We start from the raw sequence: 15,829 nt of genomic DNA, 5'->3' as shown, positions 1-15,829 counted from the left end.
TGAATGACTATTTTAGATAACATTTTAAAGCAAAAAAGAATTGAACTGACAGAACTGATTCACAAGAAATTAATGGAGCCGGTAGGTAAAACAAATCCCTCCTTTAAAGAGCGGGCTGCTGCTTCAGAAAATATGAATATTATCGCTGAAATTAAGCGCGCTTCCCCTTCCAAAGGAGCGATTGACCTTGAAGTGGATCCAATCGAGCAAGCGAAAACATATGAGAAAAATGGTGCGGCAGCCATCTCGGTACTGACCGATGAAAAATTCTTTAATGGCTCATTAGAAGACTTGCGGGCAGTTCGTGAAGCAGTCGACGTTCCGGTCTTATGTAAGGATTTTATTATCGATACGTTGCAGATCGATCACGCAAGAGCTGCCGGAGCAACAATCATTCTATTAATTGTTGCAGCTCTCTCAGATGAGGATTTAAAGAAATTATACGATTATGCAACATCTCTTGAATTGGAAGTACTCGTCGAAGTGCATGACGAGGAAGAAATGAAACGGGCAGTAAAACTTGAACCTGAAATAATCGGAATAAACAACCGAAATTTGAAAACTTTTGAAGTCGATGTAGCAATAACGGAAAAACTTGCATCCCTTGTTACGGACCGTGACACATTGCTTATTAGCGAAAGCGGCATGCGGGAAAGAGAAGATGTGCAGCGGGTGAGAGACGTTGGGGCAGAAGCAATTTTAGTCGGAGAAACACTTATGCTTGCGGAAGATTTACAAAGAACATTTACGAATCTACAAGTTCCACTGAAAGAGGGGAAGAGGCTGCATGTTCGTTAAAATTTGCGGTATCACAACGGAGAAAGCGGCACAAGCAGCGGTCGAGGCGGGAGCCGATTTAATCGGATTTGTTTTTACGGAAAGTAAGCGGGAAATTTCGCCGGTTGCGGCAGCAGCGATTGCAAGCCGTCTTCCGGCATCTGTCCAAACAGTCGGTGTCTTTGTTAATGAAGAACCGGCTGTGATGGAGCAAATTGCCAGCCAAGTTGGGCTTGATTTCCTTCAACTGCACGGGGAAGAACCGCCACATGTGGCAAAATCTCTTTCTGCAAAGGTTATTAAAGCATTCCCCGCTGAAAAAGAAAGGTTAGAAAATGTCCACACGTATCCATGTGATTATTTTCTAATTGATACACCGAGCATCAATCGTGGCGGGAGTGGCAAGACGTTTGACTGGAGCTTGCTGCAAGAATCAGGCATCGACCGGGAAAGGTTGCTGCTTGCAGGAGGTCTTCATCCAGAAAACGTGCGGGAAGCAGTGGAAGCAGTGAATCCATTCGCAGTTGACGTCTCAAGCGGTGTCGAGACGGCAGGAAAGAAGGATCCAGAAAAAATGAAAGCATTTATCGAGCAGGCAAAACAAAGGGAGGCTTATAAAAAATGAGTGTATATACCGTACCAGATCAAAGTGGAAAGTATGGCAATTTTGGCGGGAGGTTCGTCCCGGAATTATTAATGCCGGCAGTTCTTGAACTTGAAAAAGCGTATGAAGCGGCAAAGCAAGATAAGAGCTTCCTGGGGGAATTGAACTACTATTTAAAGCAATATGTCGGAAGAGAGACCCCATTATATTTCGCGGAGCGGCTTACAGATAAAGCAGGTGGGGCGAAAATATATTTGAAACGAGAAGACCTTAACCATACAGGCGCACATAAGATCAACAACACGATTGGGCAGGCTCTGCTTACGGTTAGGATGGGAAAAAGGAAAGTGGTGGCAGAAACCGGTGCTGGTCAGCACGGGGTAGCAACTGCAACAGTTTGTGCGCTGCTTGGTCTTGATTGCATCGTCTTTATGGGGGAAGAGGATATTCGCCGCCAAGCACTGAATGTACAGCGGATGGAGCTGCTTGGTGCCGAGGTTAGAAGTGTTGAAGGCGGAAGCGGGACACTGAAAGATGCCGTGAATGAAGCACTTCGTTACTGGGTGAACCATGTGGAAGATACCCATTATATTATCGGTTCTGTCGTTGGTCCGCATCCATTTCCGCTGCTTGTCAGGGATTTTCAAGCGGTGATCGGTGAGGAAACGAAAAGGCAAATCTTAGAACAAGATGGAAAGCTGCCGGAAAAGATTATTGCCTGTGTCGGTGGTGGCAGTAATGCGATGGGAATGTTTTATCCCTTTGTTGAGGAGGAAGATGTCTCTTTAATCGGGGTCGAAGCTGGTGGAAGTGGCCTAGAAACGAATAAACACGCAGCAACTTTAACAAAGGGGAAAGTCGGGGTATTACACGGGACATTGACTCATCTTTTACAGGATGAAAACGGACAAATAGAAGAAGCTTTTTCAATTTCGGCAGGACTAGATTATCCGGGCGTCGGACCGGAACATAGCTATTTACAGAGTATCGACCGGGTAAATTATACGACTGTAACGGATAAAGAGGCACTGGAGGCTTTCGAACTTTTATCGCGGAAAGAAGGGATCATACCGGCTTTAGAAAGTTCGCACGCAGTAGCTCATGCAATGCAGGTTGCCGGAGAAATGTCTAAAGATCAAACAATTGTTGTTTGCCTTTCGGGCCGGGGAGATAAGGACCTTAGACAATAAGGATTTATTGAAGTGAAGGAGGAGAAATAAATGGGCAAAGTAAGATTAGAAAAGGCATTGCAAGAAAGGCTTTCTGCAGGAGAAAAAATTTTCTCACCATTCATTATGGCTGGTGATGGTGGTTTGGATATTTTGCCGGACAGAATAAAATTTTTCGAGGAAAACGATGCGGCTGTTATAGAACTTGGTATTCCATTTTCTGACCCTGTAGCAGATGGTCCGACAATCCAAGCGGCTGGCAGCCGAGCTTTAGCTAACGGGACAACACTTGCCAACGTTCTAGATATATTAGAGGTGACAAAATTAGAACGGACGATACCTGTCGTCATCATGACGTATATCAATCCAATTATCGCATTTGGTGTTGAAACGTTTGCCAAAAAGAGTGCGAAAGCTGGGGTTGATGGAGTGATTATTCCCGATTTACCGATGGAGGAGGAGCGCCTCATTGCGGAAGCTTTAAGTAGGAGGGACATCGCCTTTGTAAGGCTTGCTGCGATGACGAGTCCGCAAGAACGCTTACAGGAACTTGCCAAGCGCACAGAAGGTTTTCTTTATGCAGTTGCTGTTACCGGTACAACTGGCGCAAGGGCAGAGCATGATGCATATGTATCAACATTTTTACAAGAATTAAAGACATATACAGATACTCCAGTACTCGCGGGCTTCGGTGTATCTACAGGAGAGCAAGCGAGGGCGCTCAGTGAGCATGGTGACGGGGTGATCGTTGGCAGTAAGGTCGTTCAGCTTCTTCATGAAGGGAATTTAACAGAAATCAGCCAGTTAATAGCGGAGAGTCGTTCGATCAAGGTATGATAATCCGTGCTTGTTTTTACAGATTATTCCCTCTATAATCTTTCATAAGATAGGAACAAGGGGGATACATATGACAAAAGCAGTAATTCTAGACGGATATACATTAAATCCGGGTGATCTCGACTGGGCACCGCTTGAAAGATTAGCAGATTTCAAAATTTATGATCGGACTACATTCCATGCGGACGAAGCGGCTCTCATCATTGAAAGAGCGAAAGATGCGGAAATTATTTTAACGAATAAAACACCGCTAACGAGAGAGATTCTTACCGAACTCCCGAAGCTTAAATATATTGGGGTTCTTGCGACAGGATTTAATGTCGTGGACGTGGAAGCGGCAAAAGAAAGAAACATTACGGTGACGAATATTCCAGACTATGGAACAGATACGGTTGCCCAAGCAGCCTTTGCGCTCTTGCTCGAACTCTGTCACTTTACGGGAGAACATAGTGATGCAGTGAAAAGGGGGGATTGGACAAACCAAGAGGATTTTTGTTTTTGGAATCATCCGATCATGGAACTTTCCGGGAAAACAATGGGAATTATCGGATACGGAAGAATTGGTCAAGTAACGTCCCGGATAGCAGAAGCGTTTGGCATGAAAATCCTTGCCTATAACCGTACAAAAGAGAAAGTGCCCTATACGGACAACATCCGTTATGCGCCCCTTGATGAGCTGTATAAGGAAGCAGATGTCATTATGCTGCATAGTCCATTAACTGAAAAGAATAAAGGTTTCATTAATAAAGAAACAATCGGCAAAATGAAAGACAGTGTCCTCATTATTAATACGGCAAGAGGCGGCTTAATTAATGAGCGGGACTTAGCGGACGCTTTAAATGACGGAAAAGTTGGCGGGGCAGGACTTGATGTCGTTTCAAAAGAACCGATTAGTGCTGATAATCCATTACTCGAAGCAAAAAATTGTATTATCACTCCACATATCGCTTGGGCAAGCTTGGAGGCACGAGAACGATTATTAAATATTGCCGCAGATAATCTGGAGAGTTTTTTGGAAGGTAAGGCAATTAATCTTGTAAATGATTAGTTGGAGAAGGAGCTAATCAGGAGAGTGTACTGATTAGCTTCTATTATCATAACGTTTAACGGTCTGTAATAACCCCCACTGAATGAGTTTCACTTTATATTCTACTAAACCTAGTTGACAACTGGGGATAAGATGTATAAACTATCGTTTAACGCATATGATGAATAAGAGAAGGGGGAATTAAGATGACAACTACAAAACGAAGTGACCAGTTGACTACAATTTTTAAGGGATTAGAAGATAATTTTGATCAGATGAAAAACTGGAGAAGACATATGCACATGAATCCGGAGCTTTCATTTGAAGAGGTACATACGGCAAAATATATTGAAGAACAGCTAAATAATTTCGGTCTGGAAGTAAAGACACAAATCGGTGGGAAAAATGGATTAATCGGGATTTTGCAAGGAGATAAACCTGGGAAGACAATTGCACTCCGAGCAGATTTTGATGCGCTTCCAATCGATGATGAAAAAGATGTTCCATATAAATCGACGAAGCCAGGTATCATGCATGCTTGCGGTCACGATGGCCATACGTCGGCATTACTAGGGACTGCTGCAGTATTGAGTGAACATCGGGATAAGTTAAACGGTAATGTCATTTTTGTTTTCCAACCGGCAGAGGAACGGCCACCAGGTGGAGCTAAGTTCATGATTGAAGAAGGGATCCTGGATAACGTGGATTATGTATTTGGCGCACACTTGGCTTCAGAAATCCCATTAGGAAAGGTTGGCGTTGGTCCGGGGTTTCAAATGGCAGCTGTTGATAAATTTGAAATTAACATTCAAGGTCTCGGCGGGCATGGTGCAAGACCTCATGAAAGCATTGATTCCCTTGTGATTGGTACAAGTGTCATTGAGGCGTTGCAGAAAATTGTGAGCCGGAATATCGACCCGCTGAAATCAGCTGTCGTAACAATTGGCGTTTTTCAAGCAGGAAATGCCTTCAACGTTATCCCCGACAGTGCGAGGATTGAAGGAACAGTACGAACCTTTGATGCGGATGTACGCGATAAAGTTCAAGAGAAAATCAATTCCATTGTTGCAGGAATAACGAGTGCTTTCGATGCGACCTATGAAATTGATTACCTTCGCGGCTACCCGGCACTCTATAACCATGAAAAAGAGACAGCTATCGTTCGGGAAATTTTAAGTGAATCATTCAGTGAGGAAAATGTAACCGAACTTGAGCCAACAATGGGAGCAGAAGATTTTTCTTATTTTCTGGAGAAAAAGCCCGGAACTTATTTCCGAGTCGGTTCACGTAATGAAAATGAAGCGACACATTATCCGCACCACCATCCGAAGTTCGATTTTGATGAGCGGGCATTAGTTAATATCAGTAAATCTTTTGTACGGATTGTTTCTCATTATTTGATTGAGGAAACGGCGAATAAATAGTCTTACGATTTGGGAGCATACTCACGTATTAACGGTCTGTAACACCCCCACCTCTAAACAAGAGGGAAAACCAAAATGTTAAGGTGGGGGATATACAGTCCGTAAATACCTGATTCTGTTCAACTAACATTCAGTGGGGGGAAGGAATTCCCCACTGAATGAGTTTCACTTTATGAATTGGGTTAATCGGAGGAAATTCTGGTTAACCCTTTGTTCGCTCGGATGTTTATATAATCGAAAAAATGGAAGATTACTTAAATGACAGAACATTCGGGTGTATTGTGATATAATATTAATAGAAGAAGATTCTTCAAAATTTCAGGTGAAGGGGGGATAAAATGGGTAAATTCACCAAATCCCTTGGAATTGCTGGAGCAGCTCTTGGAGTAGCCTATTTATCAAAAAGCGAAAATAGGGAAAAGATGAAGAAATTAATCGGGTTGGATAAAGATTCACAGTCCTATGTGAAAAAGCTAGGAAGACCCGGAGCTGTCGGAGCCGCAGATGATGCGAAAATGGTTGATGAAGGAGCTCTAACAAGCGTACAATACTACAATAAACTCCAGGAAGAAGAGGAAGAAGAGGAAGAGAAAAGTGAATAAGAAAGAATAATAAACACCAACAAAGAGAAAGCTGCTTGTTGGTGTTTTTTTGTGTATAGTACTACTCTTTTGTTCTCCTTACCTTTTATGAGTTTCTTGCTGCTTCTAATGCCTTGTCATAATCTGGATGATTCGTTGCTTCACTTACATATTCTACATAAGTGACTTTATCGTTTGCATCGACGACAAAGATTGCACGTGCAAGTAAACGGTTTTCTTCAATCAACACGCCATAGTTTTTACCGAAGTTAGCATCTCTGTGATCCGACAGCGTATCAAGGTTTTTCACGCCGTTTGCTGCACACCAGCGTCCTTGCGCGAAAGGAAGGTCCATACTAATTGTTAATACTTGTATTCCTGGAAGAGAATCAGCTTCTTTGTTAAAGCGCATCGTCTCTTCAGAGCAGACCTCAGTATCAATTGAAGGGACAGCTGCAATTAATTTGACCTTCCCTTTGTAATCATCCAATGTCACTTCTTTTAGATCGTTAGATAAAACCGTAAAGTTTTGTGCGATATCACCAACTTTTACTTCATTTCCAATAAGAGTAACTGCTTCCTCTCCAAATGTAATAGTTGCCATAATAAATTCCTCCTGTATGAATCATTAATTTTTTTAGCACCCGCAAGAGTTGCGAATGAGTAATGAAGGTGGTAATTCGATGTGCGTCATATAATGCGAGTTATTCATTTTGTTCAACAATACATCAAATGCTGTTCTTCCAATTGTATCTGGTGGCAATAGGATATTTGTTACCGGTGGATCAATAATCTCCGATGAGGAAAAATCTCCAAAACCGATAATTGCCATATCTTCTGGAATATTTAAACCCAATTCTTTTAATTTACTTATTGCTCCGATTGTCATTAAGTCATTTTGTACAAAAAGTGCGGAAATTTCTTTGTCTGTAGCAAGTAATTGTTCTACAGCAGCGCGGGCCCCCTCCGCCTTTGCAAATCCTTGTACAATATAATCCTCACGAATTGGAATGTTGTGATGGGTGAGTGCGTCTTTATACCCGCTGATCCGATCATTCGTCGTGGATACATTCGGATAAGAATAAATGAATCCAATTTTTTTATGTCCATGTTTTAATAAATGATTGGTTGCATCGTAACCCAATTGGAAATTATCCCCTGTTACTCTCGGGATATTTTCGATGGAAGACTCATAACGATTCACCATTACGATAGGGAAATCCTCATTTGTATACTTTTGCAAATAACCAATATCGTTGGAAGTAGGCGAGAGGATAATTCCATCTACCAATTTGGAATGTAATAGATTAATGGTTTTCTCTTCATAATCCCTGTCTTCGTTCGTATTTACTAACAAAAGATTGTATCCTGTTTCTTTTGCGCGTTGTTCAATTGCAACAATCATTTCGGTTACAAAAGTGTCGGGAAAGCTTGATACAACAAGCCCAGCTGTTTTCGTGGATTGCTGTCTCAAATTTTTCGCAGCAGAGTTTGGCACATAATTGTAACGCTTGATGACTTCCAGTACTCTGTTTCTTGTTGGTTCGGAAATATGCTTTGTCTCATTAATCACATGAGAAACGGTTGCTGCTGAGACGTTTGCTTCTCTTGCGATATCTTTCATCGTTGTGACCTTTTTCTCTTCCACCTCTTTTTTCATTTGACCTCCTTTTTAGTTAATCAATTTACTAACTAATGGTTTTATAATCATCTTACATGACTTCTTTCATCTGTTCAACTTATATATTAAATTACTTATTTATATAATTCTATTGACATGATTTCGCTTTCATAATATAATGCAATCAATCGGGTTAATCGATTAACCAAATCATTGATAGAGCAATTATTCCTACTCACTGAATTACCAGATAAAACGAAGCGATAAAGGTGACTGGATGTAGGAGTGAAAAAATAAGGGGTGGATAATGATGAGTTTGTCATTGGAAGAATTGAAAGATAAAGCAAAAGAATTAAGGCAGACAGTAGTAACAATGGTGTATGGAGCACAGTCGGGCCATCCGGGTGGTTCGCTATCTGCAGCAGATTTTGTAACCGCTTTGTATTTTAGGGAGATGAATGTGAATCCGGAAAATCCGGATTGGGAAGACAGAGATCGATTCGTTTTATCGAAAGGGCATGTGGCACCGATTCAATATGCTGCTCTTGCTCATAAGGGATTTGTGCCGATGGAGACAATTCATACATTGCGTGAATATGGTTCTCCTTTTCAAGGACATCCAGATTCCAAAATGTGTCCGGGGATTGATATTTCCACCGGTTCACTAGGGCAAGGTCTTTCTTGTGCAGTAGGAATGGCGCTTGGCGGGAAATTGGATGAGAAATCCTACCGTGTGTTCGCCGTAGTTGGGGATGGTGAATGTCAAGAAGGACAAATTTGGGAAGCTGCTCAGTCTGCTGTGAAGTATGAGTTGGATAATTTAATTGTTTTTGTTGATGACAATGGATTGCAAATAGACGGTACGACAGAAGAAATAATGCCAAACCTTGATTTGGAGAAGAAATTTGAAGCATTTGGATTTGAAACGAAACGAATTGACGGACATTCGATGGAAGAAATTATTGCTACATTGGATGAAGCGACAGAAAAGAAAAATGGTAAACCACAAGCAATCATTTGCGATACGGTAAAAGGTAAAGGTGTTTCTTATATGGAAAATGTCGTTGGCTGGCACGGAAAAGCACCGAATAAAGAACAGTATGAACAAGCAATGAAAGAATTAACAAGGGGGTTAGAGGTATGAGTGTTTTAGATGTAACAAAAACAGAAAAAATTGCAACAAGGCAAGCCTTTGGGGATGAGATCGTAGAACTTGGACGTGAGAATAAAGACATTTTAGTTGTGGATGTAGATATCGGTAGTTCCTGTAAGACGACAAAGTTTATGAATGAATTTCCAAAACAGCATGTCAATGTAGGCATTGCCGAGCAAAATGGAGCAGGTCTCGCAGCTGGATTAGCAACAACAGGGAAAATTCCCTTTGTAAGCACGTATGCCGTATTCGGATCTTTAAGAATGGCAGAGCAGATTCGTCAGGAAGTTTGTTATCCAAACTTAAATGTTAAAATTGCTTGTTCACACGGAGGGCTCACACCAGCGAATGATGGAGGGAGTCATCAGGCGATTGAGGACATGGGAGTATTACGTACATTCCCGAATATGAAAGTCATTATGGGGGCGGATTATCATTCAACAAGGAAGTTGATCAGACAAGCTGCCGAAACATATGGTCCAGTTTATCTTCGCTTTACTCGTGATAATATCCCGGTCATTTATGATGAGGCTGAAGAATTTGAAATTGGCAAAGCAAAGCAGTTGAAAGAGGGGAATGAAGTGGCACTTATCGCAAACGGTGATACGGTTCATTTAGCGATTAAAGCTGTGGAAATCCTAGAGAAGAAAGGTATTTCTGTGAAATTATTGGATATGCATACAATTAAACCAATCGACAAAAAAGCTGTACTAGAGTGTATTGATATCGGAAATATCGTTACAGTAGAAGACCATAACATTATCAATGGTCTTGGGAGTGCGGTCAGTGAAATTGTTGCAGAAGAAGGCAGAGGGAAAGTTAGACGAATCGGTGTTCAGGATCAGTTCGGTGAATCTGCACCATATGAAAAATTACTTGAGATCAATGGGATTACGGTGGAAAATATCGTGCGTACCGCAGAAGAATTACTATAATTTCCAACAAAGTGGGGGATTGGGCATGGATAAATCAGTAGATAATCTTAATCAAAAGATGTACGGCTTGATGGTATGCAAGCATTGTGATGGGACTATAGAAACATTTGAATCAATAAAAGTTGAAACACTCTACAGTATTTGTCCGAAATGTAAGGAATAATATATAATATGTTGCCGATGAGAGTAACTCTCTCGTTGGCAACTCTTTCTTTGTTAAACGATTTATCATTGAGGGGATAAATCAGAAAAATATTATTTAGAGTTTTTTTATAATCAAGGTTGACACGGAAATCGTTTACATTTATTATTATGTTAATCGATTAACCTGAAAAAATGAATTTGCCAATTCAATAGCATTTAATTGCTGCAATCAAGCTTTTAACAGTGGTAACAAGTTGGGAAAGCTGTCGGAGTAAGGGGGTAAAAGGAATTGAACAAACTTCGAAATATCGTCGTATTAGTTATTATTTCGTTAGCGGCCGGTGTAGGTTTTATATTTATCACAACAAATAATGTTCTTTCTGAAGATATAACAACGATTCGATTTGGTCACGGATCTGCCGAAACGAATGAAAGACATTTAGCAGTCGTCCATTTCAAAGAACTTGTGGAAGAACGATCAAACGGACAAATTGAAGTGCAGATTTATCCGAACGAGCAATTAGGATCTGAAGCAGAAATGATTGAAAGTGTTACTTTTAACGATTTGCAAATGGTTGCAGCGAGTGCTTTCAGTCAATATGACCAGAGGATTAGTGTGTTTGAGCTACCATACTTGTTTGAAACACATGAAACAGCCTGGGAAGTGCTGGATGGGGAGATTGGGAAAAAAGTGGCCGAGCCTTTTCTAGAAGATAACTTGCGGATTTTAGCATACTTTGAAAACGGTTTCCGACATATTACAGCAAACAAGGCAATCGAGAAGCCGGAAGATTTAAATGGGATAAAAATCCGGACACCTGAATTTCCGCTATCAATCAGTACATTCTCCGCACTAGGTGCCAATCCGACACCGATGGCATTCGGAGAGCTTTATATGGGGCTGCAACAAGGCACGGTGGATGCGCAAGAGAATCCAATTGCAAACACATATGCAAGCAAATTCAATGAAGTCCAAGATTATTTAGTACTTTCTGGACATCAATATATGCCTCTTCCTGTTGCGATTAGTGAAGAGTTTTGGCAAGGACTGACAGAAGAAGAGCAACAAATCATTCAGGAGAGTGCCGAGGAAACAGCACAGTTCCACAGGGATCTATTAAAAGAGAATGAAGTGAAAATGATTGAAGAGTTGACAGCATCTGGTATGACCGTGATAGAGCCTGAGATGGAATTATTCAGTGAGAAAGTGGATCGTGTCTATGAATCTTTTAAATATAGCTTTGGAGAAGAATTAGTAAATGAAGTGCTAGAAGCAGCAGAGTAATTTGAATAGAAACAGGGGGAGAAAAAATGAGAGTCTTACGGTGGTTGAATGAGCATTTTGAAGAATATATCCTCGTATTCTTAAGTGCTTTCACAGTGTTCATCATTTTCCTTCAGGTCGTGATGCGCTACGTATTTGGTAGTTCGCTTACATGGTCGGAAGAGATAGCACGCTATGCATTCATCTGGTTGATTTATATTGGGGTAAGTTATGGAGTGAAAAAGAATAGACACCTGGGCGTGGACGCCATCACGATGTTGTTTGAGCAAAAGGGAAAGCTCATTATTGGACTTATTGCTAACGCTTCCTTTCTCATCTTTGCGATGGTCATGACATATTATGGATTCGATATTGTGTTACGCGTAACAAGAGAATCTGCTGCATTGCAGATCCCTCTTTCATTAGTATATGCTGCGCCAGTTGTAGGCATGTCTCTTACGTCTATTCGCCTCGTGCAAAATATGATAGCAGAAGTGAAAGAGCTTAAAGGCCTGGCGGTGAAGGAAAAAAAGAAAAACGAAGAACTAGCCGTCAATCGTTTCGCTAAGGGACAGGAGGAAATTGTATGACTTCATTTGTCTTATTCGGCAGTTTCTTTCTGTTTATGGCTTTAACCGTACCGATTGGGATTGCGCTCGGAATTGCGGGATTATTAACTGCGATTTATTCCCCGAACATATCGGTTACATTTCTAGCACAAGGATTAGTTACTTCAACAGATAACTTCGCCTTGATGGCGATCCCTTTCTTTATTCTCGCAGGAGAGATTATGGGAAAAGGGGGTATCTCGACCCGGCTGTTTGATTTAGCGAATGTGATTGTTGGTCGATATACTGGTGGTTTTGCAATGGCAGCAGTTATTACTTCTATGTTTTTCGCTGCTATTTCAGGGTCGGGCCCGGCAACAGTCGCAGCAGTTGGTGGAATTATGATTCCTGCCATGGTTGCGGAGGGTTACGACAAGAAGTTTGCCACTGCACTCATAGCAGCTGCAGGTTCCTTAGGGATCATACTTCCGCCAAGTATTCCAATGGTGTTATTTGGAATATCGGCGAATGAATCAATTGGGGCTTTATTTATCGGAGGCATCCTTCCTGGACTTTTAATCGGACTATTTTTAATGGTTTGGGCTTACCTCTATTCGAAAAAACAGGGATATATGGGATCGAATGAAGCTTTCACCTGGAAACGATTATGGGAAGCGATCAATAAATCAAAATGGTCGCTGCTTGTTCCGGTTATTATCTTAGGTGGGATTTACGGAGGAATATTCACGCCAACAGAAGCTGCAGTTGTAGCAGTTGTATATGCTTTATTTGTAAGTGTTTTTCTACATAAAGCGATTAAATTCCGCGACTTACACGATATATTCAAAAATGCAGCACTAAGTTCTGTTGCCATATTGATCATTATTGGTACAGCGAATGCATTCGGTACGATTCTATCTATGGAAAGAATTCCTCAGGCATTTGCTAATGCATTTTTATCTGTCTCGCAAAATGGTACCGTTATTCTTATGTTAATTATCCTGATGCTATTGATTATTGGCTTATTTATTGATACATCAGCTGCTGTTATTATATTCACACCGATTCTTTATCCTGTCGCTCTGGAGATAGGAATGGATCCGATCCATTTTGGAATCGTGATGATCGTAACGCTTGCAATTGGTTTCATCACACCACCTCTTGGAGTGAATCTATTTGTCGGTTCAGGAATATCTGGATTAAGCATGCCAGTGTTGATACGGGCTGCGCTTCCATTTTTCTTCGTCCTGTTAATCGCATTGATTGTGATTGCGGTCATTCCGCAAATTACATTGCTGTTTCTATAACATTGCAACATAAGTAAAGATTATTGATAAAAATAAAGTGACATAAAATTGGGGGGAAATAGAATGTTTAAATTGGAAGAGAGAGTAGCGATCGTTACAGGAAGTGGATCGCCGAAAGGAATTGGAAGAGAAATTGCTTTAACATTAGCTAATCAAGGTGCAACAATTGTTGTAGCTGACTTAAATAAAGAAGGAATAGTTGATACAGTAAAAGCTATTGAAGCAACTGGCGCTAAAGCCTTAGGAGTTGAGTTGAACGTTACGGACAAAAATTCTGTTGATGCAATGGTCGAAAAAGTACTCGAGGAATTTGGCAGAATTGATATTCTCGTCAATAATGCTGGGATATCCCAGAAGGTAACAGTTGCAGATATGACTTTAGACGATATGCAACGAATTTTCAGTGTGAATATGTTCGGATTATTCCTCTGTACACAAGCTGTACTTAAACCGATGAAAGAACAAGGATTTGGAAGAATTATCAGCCTCTCTTCGGTATCGGCGAAACGCGGTGGCGGTGTATTCGGTGGAGCGCATTATTCAGCATCTAAAGCGGCAGTTCTTGGATTTTCAAAAAATTTAGCCCGTGAAGTTGCAACCGATGGAATTACAGTGAATTGTGTGGCACCAGGTCTTGTCAATACAGAAATTTGGAAATCCTTGCCGGAAGCAGATGCCCAAAATGTAATTGATGGTATTCCATTGGGACGTCCGGGTGAAACAGAAGAAATCGCAACCACAATCGCATTTTTAGCATCGCCAGAGGCATCTTATATTACTGGAGAAGATATAGATATAAATGGTGGTTCCCATATGGATTAAGTTTTTGGTTTTTGATAAGAAAACGAGACTGGAAGATAGCAAATCAAGCTATTTCAGCCTCGTTTTTTATTTTTTCTTCTTTACTCAATCTCTGAAATATAAACAATCCTCGTCTCCCTCGTCTTCCTTCCATTATTACTTTCCGCTTCAAAGGTGACGATATGGAATTTTCCTGCAAACTATCCTTTACTTTAAATGACAACTTGCCACTTACTTCATCAAAATCCGCCTGGTGAGAAATTCCATCAATGATCACATTCAGATTATCCTGATTCATATCGGCCAGGTCATTTTTGGCAATCATGGCTTCTAAAAGAGGGGTTCGGCTTTCGATAGCTTCTCCCATTTCAAAATTAGGCTGAATTACCGGTCCTGTTCCGTCGCTATGTCCATTCATTTCAGCTACTTCCTCGATTTCTGCCAGAACGCGGAGCAGGTTTCTGCCAAGTATTTTTTCAATCTCTTCAAGTGAATAGCCGCGGTAAACAAGCTCTTTTGTAATGTTTGGTAAATCTGCTGCAGTCTGCAAATCTACTGGAAGCAGAGCCCCATCGAAATCAGATCCGAGTCCGACATGGTCTACCCCCATCATTTCTACTGCGTAATCGATATGGTCGACAATATCGGTTACATATCCGTTCGCATTGTCCGTTAAGAAGGCTGGGTAAAATACGATGCTAAGTATCCGCCATTCTCTTTTAAGGCAAACATTTATTCATCTGTGAGATTACGCTGATGTTCTTTCAATGCAAATACGCCCGAGTGCGAAGCGATAATCGGCGCAACTGACGCTTCGATTGTATCTGAAAATGTCGTTCGTGCCATATGAGAAACGTCAACTGCCATCCCAAGACGGTTCATTTCTTTCACAACTTCAGCACCGAGTTCAGTTAATCCGCCTTCGGAAGCAGTTATTGCCGGATCACCATAGATCCGATCAGCACCTTCACCAAGGGCATTCGAATAATTCCAGTTAAAGCCGATCACTTTGACACCGAGATCATGATATTGTCTGACGAGTTCGATCGCATTATGTTCCTCCAATGAATAGGCTCCTTCGATTGTCGGAATCGCTGCTAGTTTTCCCTCCTCGATAATTCGCGTCATTGTTTCCGTATCTCTCGCGATTTCGAGGGTTTCCGGATTCTGATCGGAGGTCCAATATAAAGCATTGATCAGAGCGAGTGTTCTGCTGATGGCACGTGGATTATTATCGTAATACCCAGATGTAAAAGCTGCAAAAAACGCCACATCAAGCCCGCCTTCTTTTGCTTTAGGAATATCGAGTTCCAAGGGTGTGTCTTCTCCGATATTTATAATAGGAAGCCATGTTTCGTCATCTATAATTTGCATCATCGTGTCATTATGGGAGTCGACAATGGTCGGGTCAAATGAAACAGGATCGGTTGCTTTTGTATGTATGAGTTCAGCAAGTGCCGAATTACTTGGAAATACGATAAATATTCCAAGAAAAAACAAGAATAGAAAACTTTTTTTCATAGAAAATATCCTCGAGTAAAATAGTTCTTTGTCTATAAGTCTAGCACAGAATTTGAAATTGGTTATTTTGCAGGTCTGTCTCTGTTTAAATTCGCATATATATAAAGGAACATGTT

At 41.1% G+C, this 15,829-nt stretch carries 18 protein-coding genes; 14 read left to right on the top strand and 4 right to left on the bottom strand.

Annotation, left to right across the window (positions count from 1 at the left end; all coding sequences use genetic code 11):
- The first annotated feature begins 3 nt into the window (after positions 1 to 3).
- The 7 genes from trpC to GN217_RS02495 all read left to right on the top strand — a co-directional run bounded on the left by trpC (position 4) and on the right by GN217_RS02495 (position 6,440).
- Positions 4 to 798: an indole-3-glycerol phosphate synthase TrpC gene (gene trpC / locus GN217_RS02525; protein WP_156854936.1), complete on the top strand. Its 795-nt coding sequence runs from the start codon at positions 4 to 6 to the stop codon at positions 796 to 798.
- Positions 788 to 1,402: a phosphoribosylanthranilate isomerase gene (locus tag GN217_RS02520; protein WP_156854934.1), complete on the top strand. Its 615-nt coding sequence runs from the start codon at positions 788 to 790 to the stop codon at positions 1,400 to 1,402. The genes trpC and GN217_RS02520 overlap by 11 nt, the downstream gene beginning before the upstream one ends.
- Entirely contained in the window at positions 1,399 to 2,571 is a 1,173-nt protein-coding gene (gene trpB, locus GN217_RS02515) for a tryptophan synthase subunit beta (RefSeq protein ID WP_156854932.1), read from the top strand. Before GN217_RS02520 ends, trpB begins: the two co-directional genes overlap by 4 nt.
- A gap of 30 nt (positions 2,572 to 2,601) precedes the next feature.
- Positions 2,602 to 3,387, top strand: a complete 786-nt coding sequence (gene trpA, locus GN217_RS02510) for a tryptophan synthase subunit alpha (RefSeq protein ID WP_156854930.1) — start codon at positions 2,602 to 2,604, stop codon at positions 3,385 to 3,387.
- Between the two features lie 70 nt (positions 3,388 to 3,457).
- Entirely contained in the window at positions 3,458 to 4,435 is a 978-nt protein-coding gene (locus GN217_RS02505) for a D-2-hydroxyacid dehydrogenase (RefSeq protein WP_156854928.1), read from the top strand.
- Positions 4,436 to 4,620: 185 nt separating this feature from the next.
- Entirely contained in the window at positions 4,621 to 5,838 is a 1,218-nt protein-coding gene (locus GN217_RS02500) for a M20 metallopeptidase family protein (protein ID WP_156854926.1), read from the top strand.
- 338 nt (positions 5,839 to 6,176) lie between these two features.
- Positions 6,177 to 6,440 carry a hypothetical protein gene (locus GN217_RS02495; protein ID WP_156854924.1) on the top strand — a complete coding sequence of 88 codons (264 nt, stop codon included), beginning with the start codon at positions 6,177 to 6,179 and terminating at the stop codon, positions 6,438 to 6,440.
- Between the two features lie 85 nt (positions 6,441 to 6,525).
- On the opposite strand, the gene tpx is transcribed toward GN217_RS02495, so the two are convergent.
- Positions 6,526 to 7,023 carry a thiol peroxidase gene (tpx, locus tag GN217_RS02490; protein WP_156854922.1) on the bottom strand — a complete coding sequence of 166 codons (498 nt, stop codon included), beginning with the start codon at positions 7,021 to 7,023 and terminating at the stop codon, positions 6,526 to 6,528.
- A gap of 33 nt (positions 7,024 to 7,056) precedes the next feature.
- Positions 7,057 to 8,079 carry a LacI family DNA-binding transcriptional regulator gene (locus GN217_RS02485; protein WP_156854920.1) on the bottom strand — a complete coding sequence of 341 codons (1,023 nt, stop codon included), beginning with the start codon at positions 8,077 to 8,079 and terminating at the stop codon, positions 7,057 to 7,059.
- A gap of 268 nt (positions 8,080 to 8,347) precedes the next feature.
- Here GN217_RS02485 and GN217_RS02480 point away from each other — a divergent pair, with 268 nt between their 5' ends.
- The 7 genes from GN217_RS02480 to GN217_RS02450 all read left to right on the top strand — a co-directional run bounded on the left by GN217_RS02480 (position 8,348) and on the right by GN217_RS02450 (position 14,213).
- Positions 8,348 to 9,184: a transketolase gene (locus GN217_RS02480; protein ID WP_156854918.1), complete on the top strand. Its 837-nt coding sequence runs from the start codon at positions 8,348 to 8,350 to the stop codon at positions 9,182 to 9,184.
- The gene (locus GN217_RS02475) at positions 9,181 to 10,128 is read left to right on the top strand and encodes a transketolase family protein (protein WP_156854916.1); all 948 of its coding nucleotides are present in this window, start codon (positions 9,181 to 9,183) and stop codon (positions 10,126 to 10,128) included. Before GN217_RS02480 ends, GN217_RS02475 begins: the two co-directional genes overlap by 4 nt.
- Positions 10,058 to 10,291, top strand: coding sequence for a GapA-binding peptide SR1P (locus tag GN217_RS19345; RefSeq protein WP_370459695.1), 234 nt, complete (start codon positions 10,058 to 10,060; stop codon positions 10,289 to 10,291). Before GN217_RS02475 ends, GN217_RS19345 begins: the two co-directional genes overlap by 71 nt.
- Positions 10,292 to 10,561: 270 nt before the next feature.
- Entirely contained in the window at positions 10,562 to 11,557 is a 996-nt protein-coding gene (locus GN217_RS02465; RefSeq protein WP_156854914.1) for a TRAP transporter substrate-binding protein, read from the top strand.
- Between the two features lie 26 nt (positions 11,558 to 11,583).
- A complete protein-coding gene (locus tag GN217_RS02460; protein WP_156854912.1) occupies positions 11,584 to 12,126 on the top strand; it encodes a TRAP transporter small permease in 543 nt (180 codons plus the stop codon).
- A complete protein-coding gene (locus GN217_RS02455; RefSeq protein WP_156854910.1) occupies positions 12,123 to 13,391 on the top strand; it encodes a TRAP transporter large permease in 1,269 nt (422 codons plus the stop codon). The genes GN217_RS02460 and GN217_RS02455 overlap by 4 nt, the downstream gene beginning before the upstream one ends.
- Positions 13,392 to 13,454: 63 nt before the next feature.
- Complete coding sequence (locus GN217_RS02450) at positions 13,455 to 14,213, top strand: SDR family NAD(P)-dependent oxidoreductase (protein ID WP_156854908.1); 759 nt, start codon at positions 13,455 to 13,457, stop codon at positions 14,211 to 14,213.
- A 43-nt stretch (positions 14,214 to 14,256) separates the two neighbouring features.
- Here the strand turns inward: GN217_RS02450 and GN217_RS19155 are convergent, their stop codons facing one another.
- Together GN217_RS19155 and GN217_RS19150 are read right to left on the bottom strand one after the other, a co-directional pair.
- Positions 14,257 to 14,835 carry a membrane dipeptidase gene (locus GN217_RS19155; RefSeq protein ID WP_255454338.1) on the bottom strand — a complete coding sequence of 193 codons (579 nt, stop codon included), beginning with the start codon at positions 14,833 to 14,835 and terminating at the stop codon, positions 14,257 to 14,259.
- 89 nt (positions 14,836 to 14,924) lie between these two features.
- Entirely contained in the window at positions 14,925 to 15,713 is a 789-nt protein-coding gene (locus GN217_RS19150) for a dipeptidase (protein ID WP_255454335.1), read from the bottom strand.
- Between the last annotated feature and the right edge of the window lie 116 nt (positions 15,714 to 15,829).

The sequence above is a fragment of the Oceanobacillus sp. AG genome, from assembly GCF_009746545.1.
Lineage (GTDB): Bacteria > Bacillota > Bacilli > Bacillales > Amphibacillaceae > Oceanobacillus > Oceanobacillus indicireducens.
Note: the sequence above shows the minus strand (reverse complement) of the source record. Positions and strands in the feature narration are given on the sequence as shown.

Coding starts and splice junctions, on each gene's coding strand:
- trpC (WP_156854936.1), top strand. CDS start 4: ATGACTATTTTAGATAACATTTTAAAGCAAAAAAGAATTGAACTGACA.
- GN217_RS02520 (WP_156854934.1), top strand. CDS start 788: ATGTTCGTTAAAATTTGCGGTATCACAACGGAGAAAGCGGCACAAGCA.
- trpB (WP_156854932.1), top strand. CDS start 1,399: ATGAGTGTATATACCGTACCAGATCAAAGTGGAAAGTATGGCAATTTT.
- trpA (WP_156854930.1), top strand. CDS start 2,602: ATGGGCAAAGTAAGATTAGAAAAGGCATTGCAAGAAAGGCTTTCTGCA.
- GN217_RS02505 (WP_156854928.1), top strand. CDS start 3,458: ATGACAAAAGCAGTAATTCTAGACGGATATACATTAAATCCGGGTGAT.
- GN217_RS02500 (WP_156854926.1), top strand. CDS start 4,621: ATGACAACTACAAAACGAAGTGACCAGTTGACTACAATTTTTAAGGGA.
- GN217_RS02495 (WP_156854924.1), top strand. CDS start 6,177: ATGGGTAAATTCACCAAATCCCTTGGAATTGCTGGAGCAGCTCTTGGA.
- tpx (WP_156854922.1), bottom strand. CDS start 7,023: ATGGCAACTATTACATTTGGAGAGGAAGCAGTTACTCTTATTGGAAAT.
- GN217_RS02485 (WP_156854920.1), bottom strand. CDS start 8,079: ATGAAAAAAGAGGTGGAAGAGAAAAAGGTCACAACGATGAAAGATATC.
- GN217_RS02480 (WP_156854918.1), top strand. CDS start 8,348: ATGATGAGTTTGTCATTGGAAGAATTGAAAGATAAAGCAAAAGAATTA.
- GN217_RS02475 (WP_156854916.1), top strand. CDS start 9,181: ATGAGTGTTTTAGATGTAACAAAAACAGAAAAAATTGCAACAAGGCAA.
- GN217_RS19345 (WP_370459695.1), top strand. CDS start 10,058: ATGAAAAATTACTTGAGATCAATGGGATTACGGTGGAAAATATCGTGC.
- GN217_RS02460 (WP_156854912.1), top strand. CDS start 11,584: ATGAGAGTCTTACGGTGGTTGAATGAGCATTTTGAAGAATATATCCTC.
- GN217_RS02455 (WP_156854910.1), top strand. CDS start 12,123: ATGACTTCATTTGTCTTATTCGGCAGTTTCTTTCTGTTTATGGCTTTA.
- GN217_RS02450 (WP_156854908.1), top strand. CDS start 13,455: ATGTTTAAATTGGAAGAGAGAGTAGCGATCGTTACAGGAAGTGGATCG.
- GN217_RS19150 (WP_255454335.1), bottom strand. CDS start 15,713: ATGAAAAAAAGTTTTCTATTCTTGTTTTTTCTTGGAATATTTATCGTA.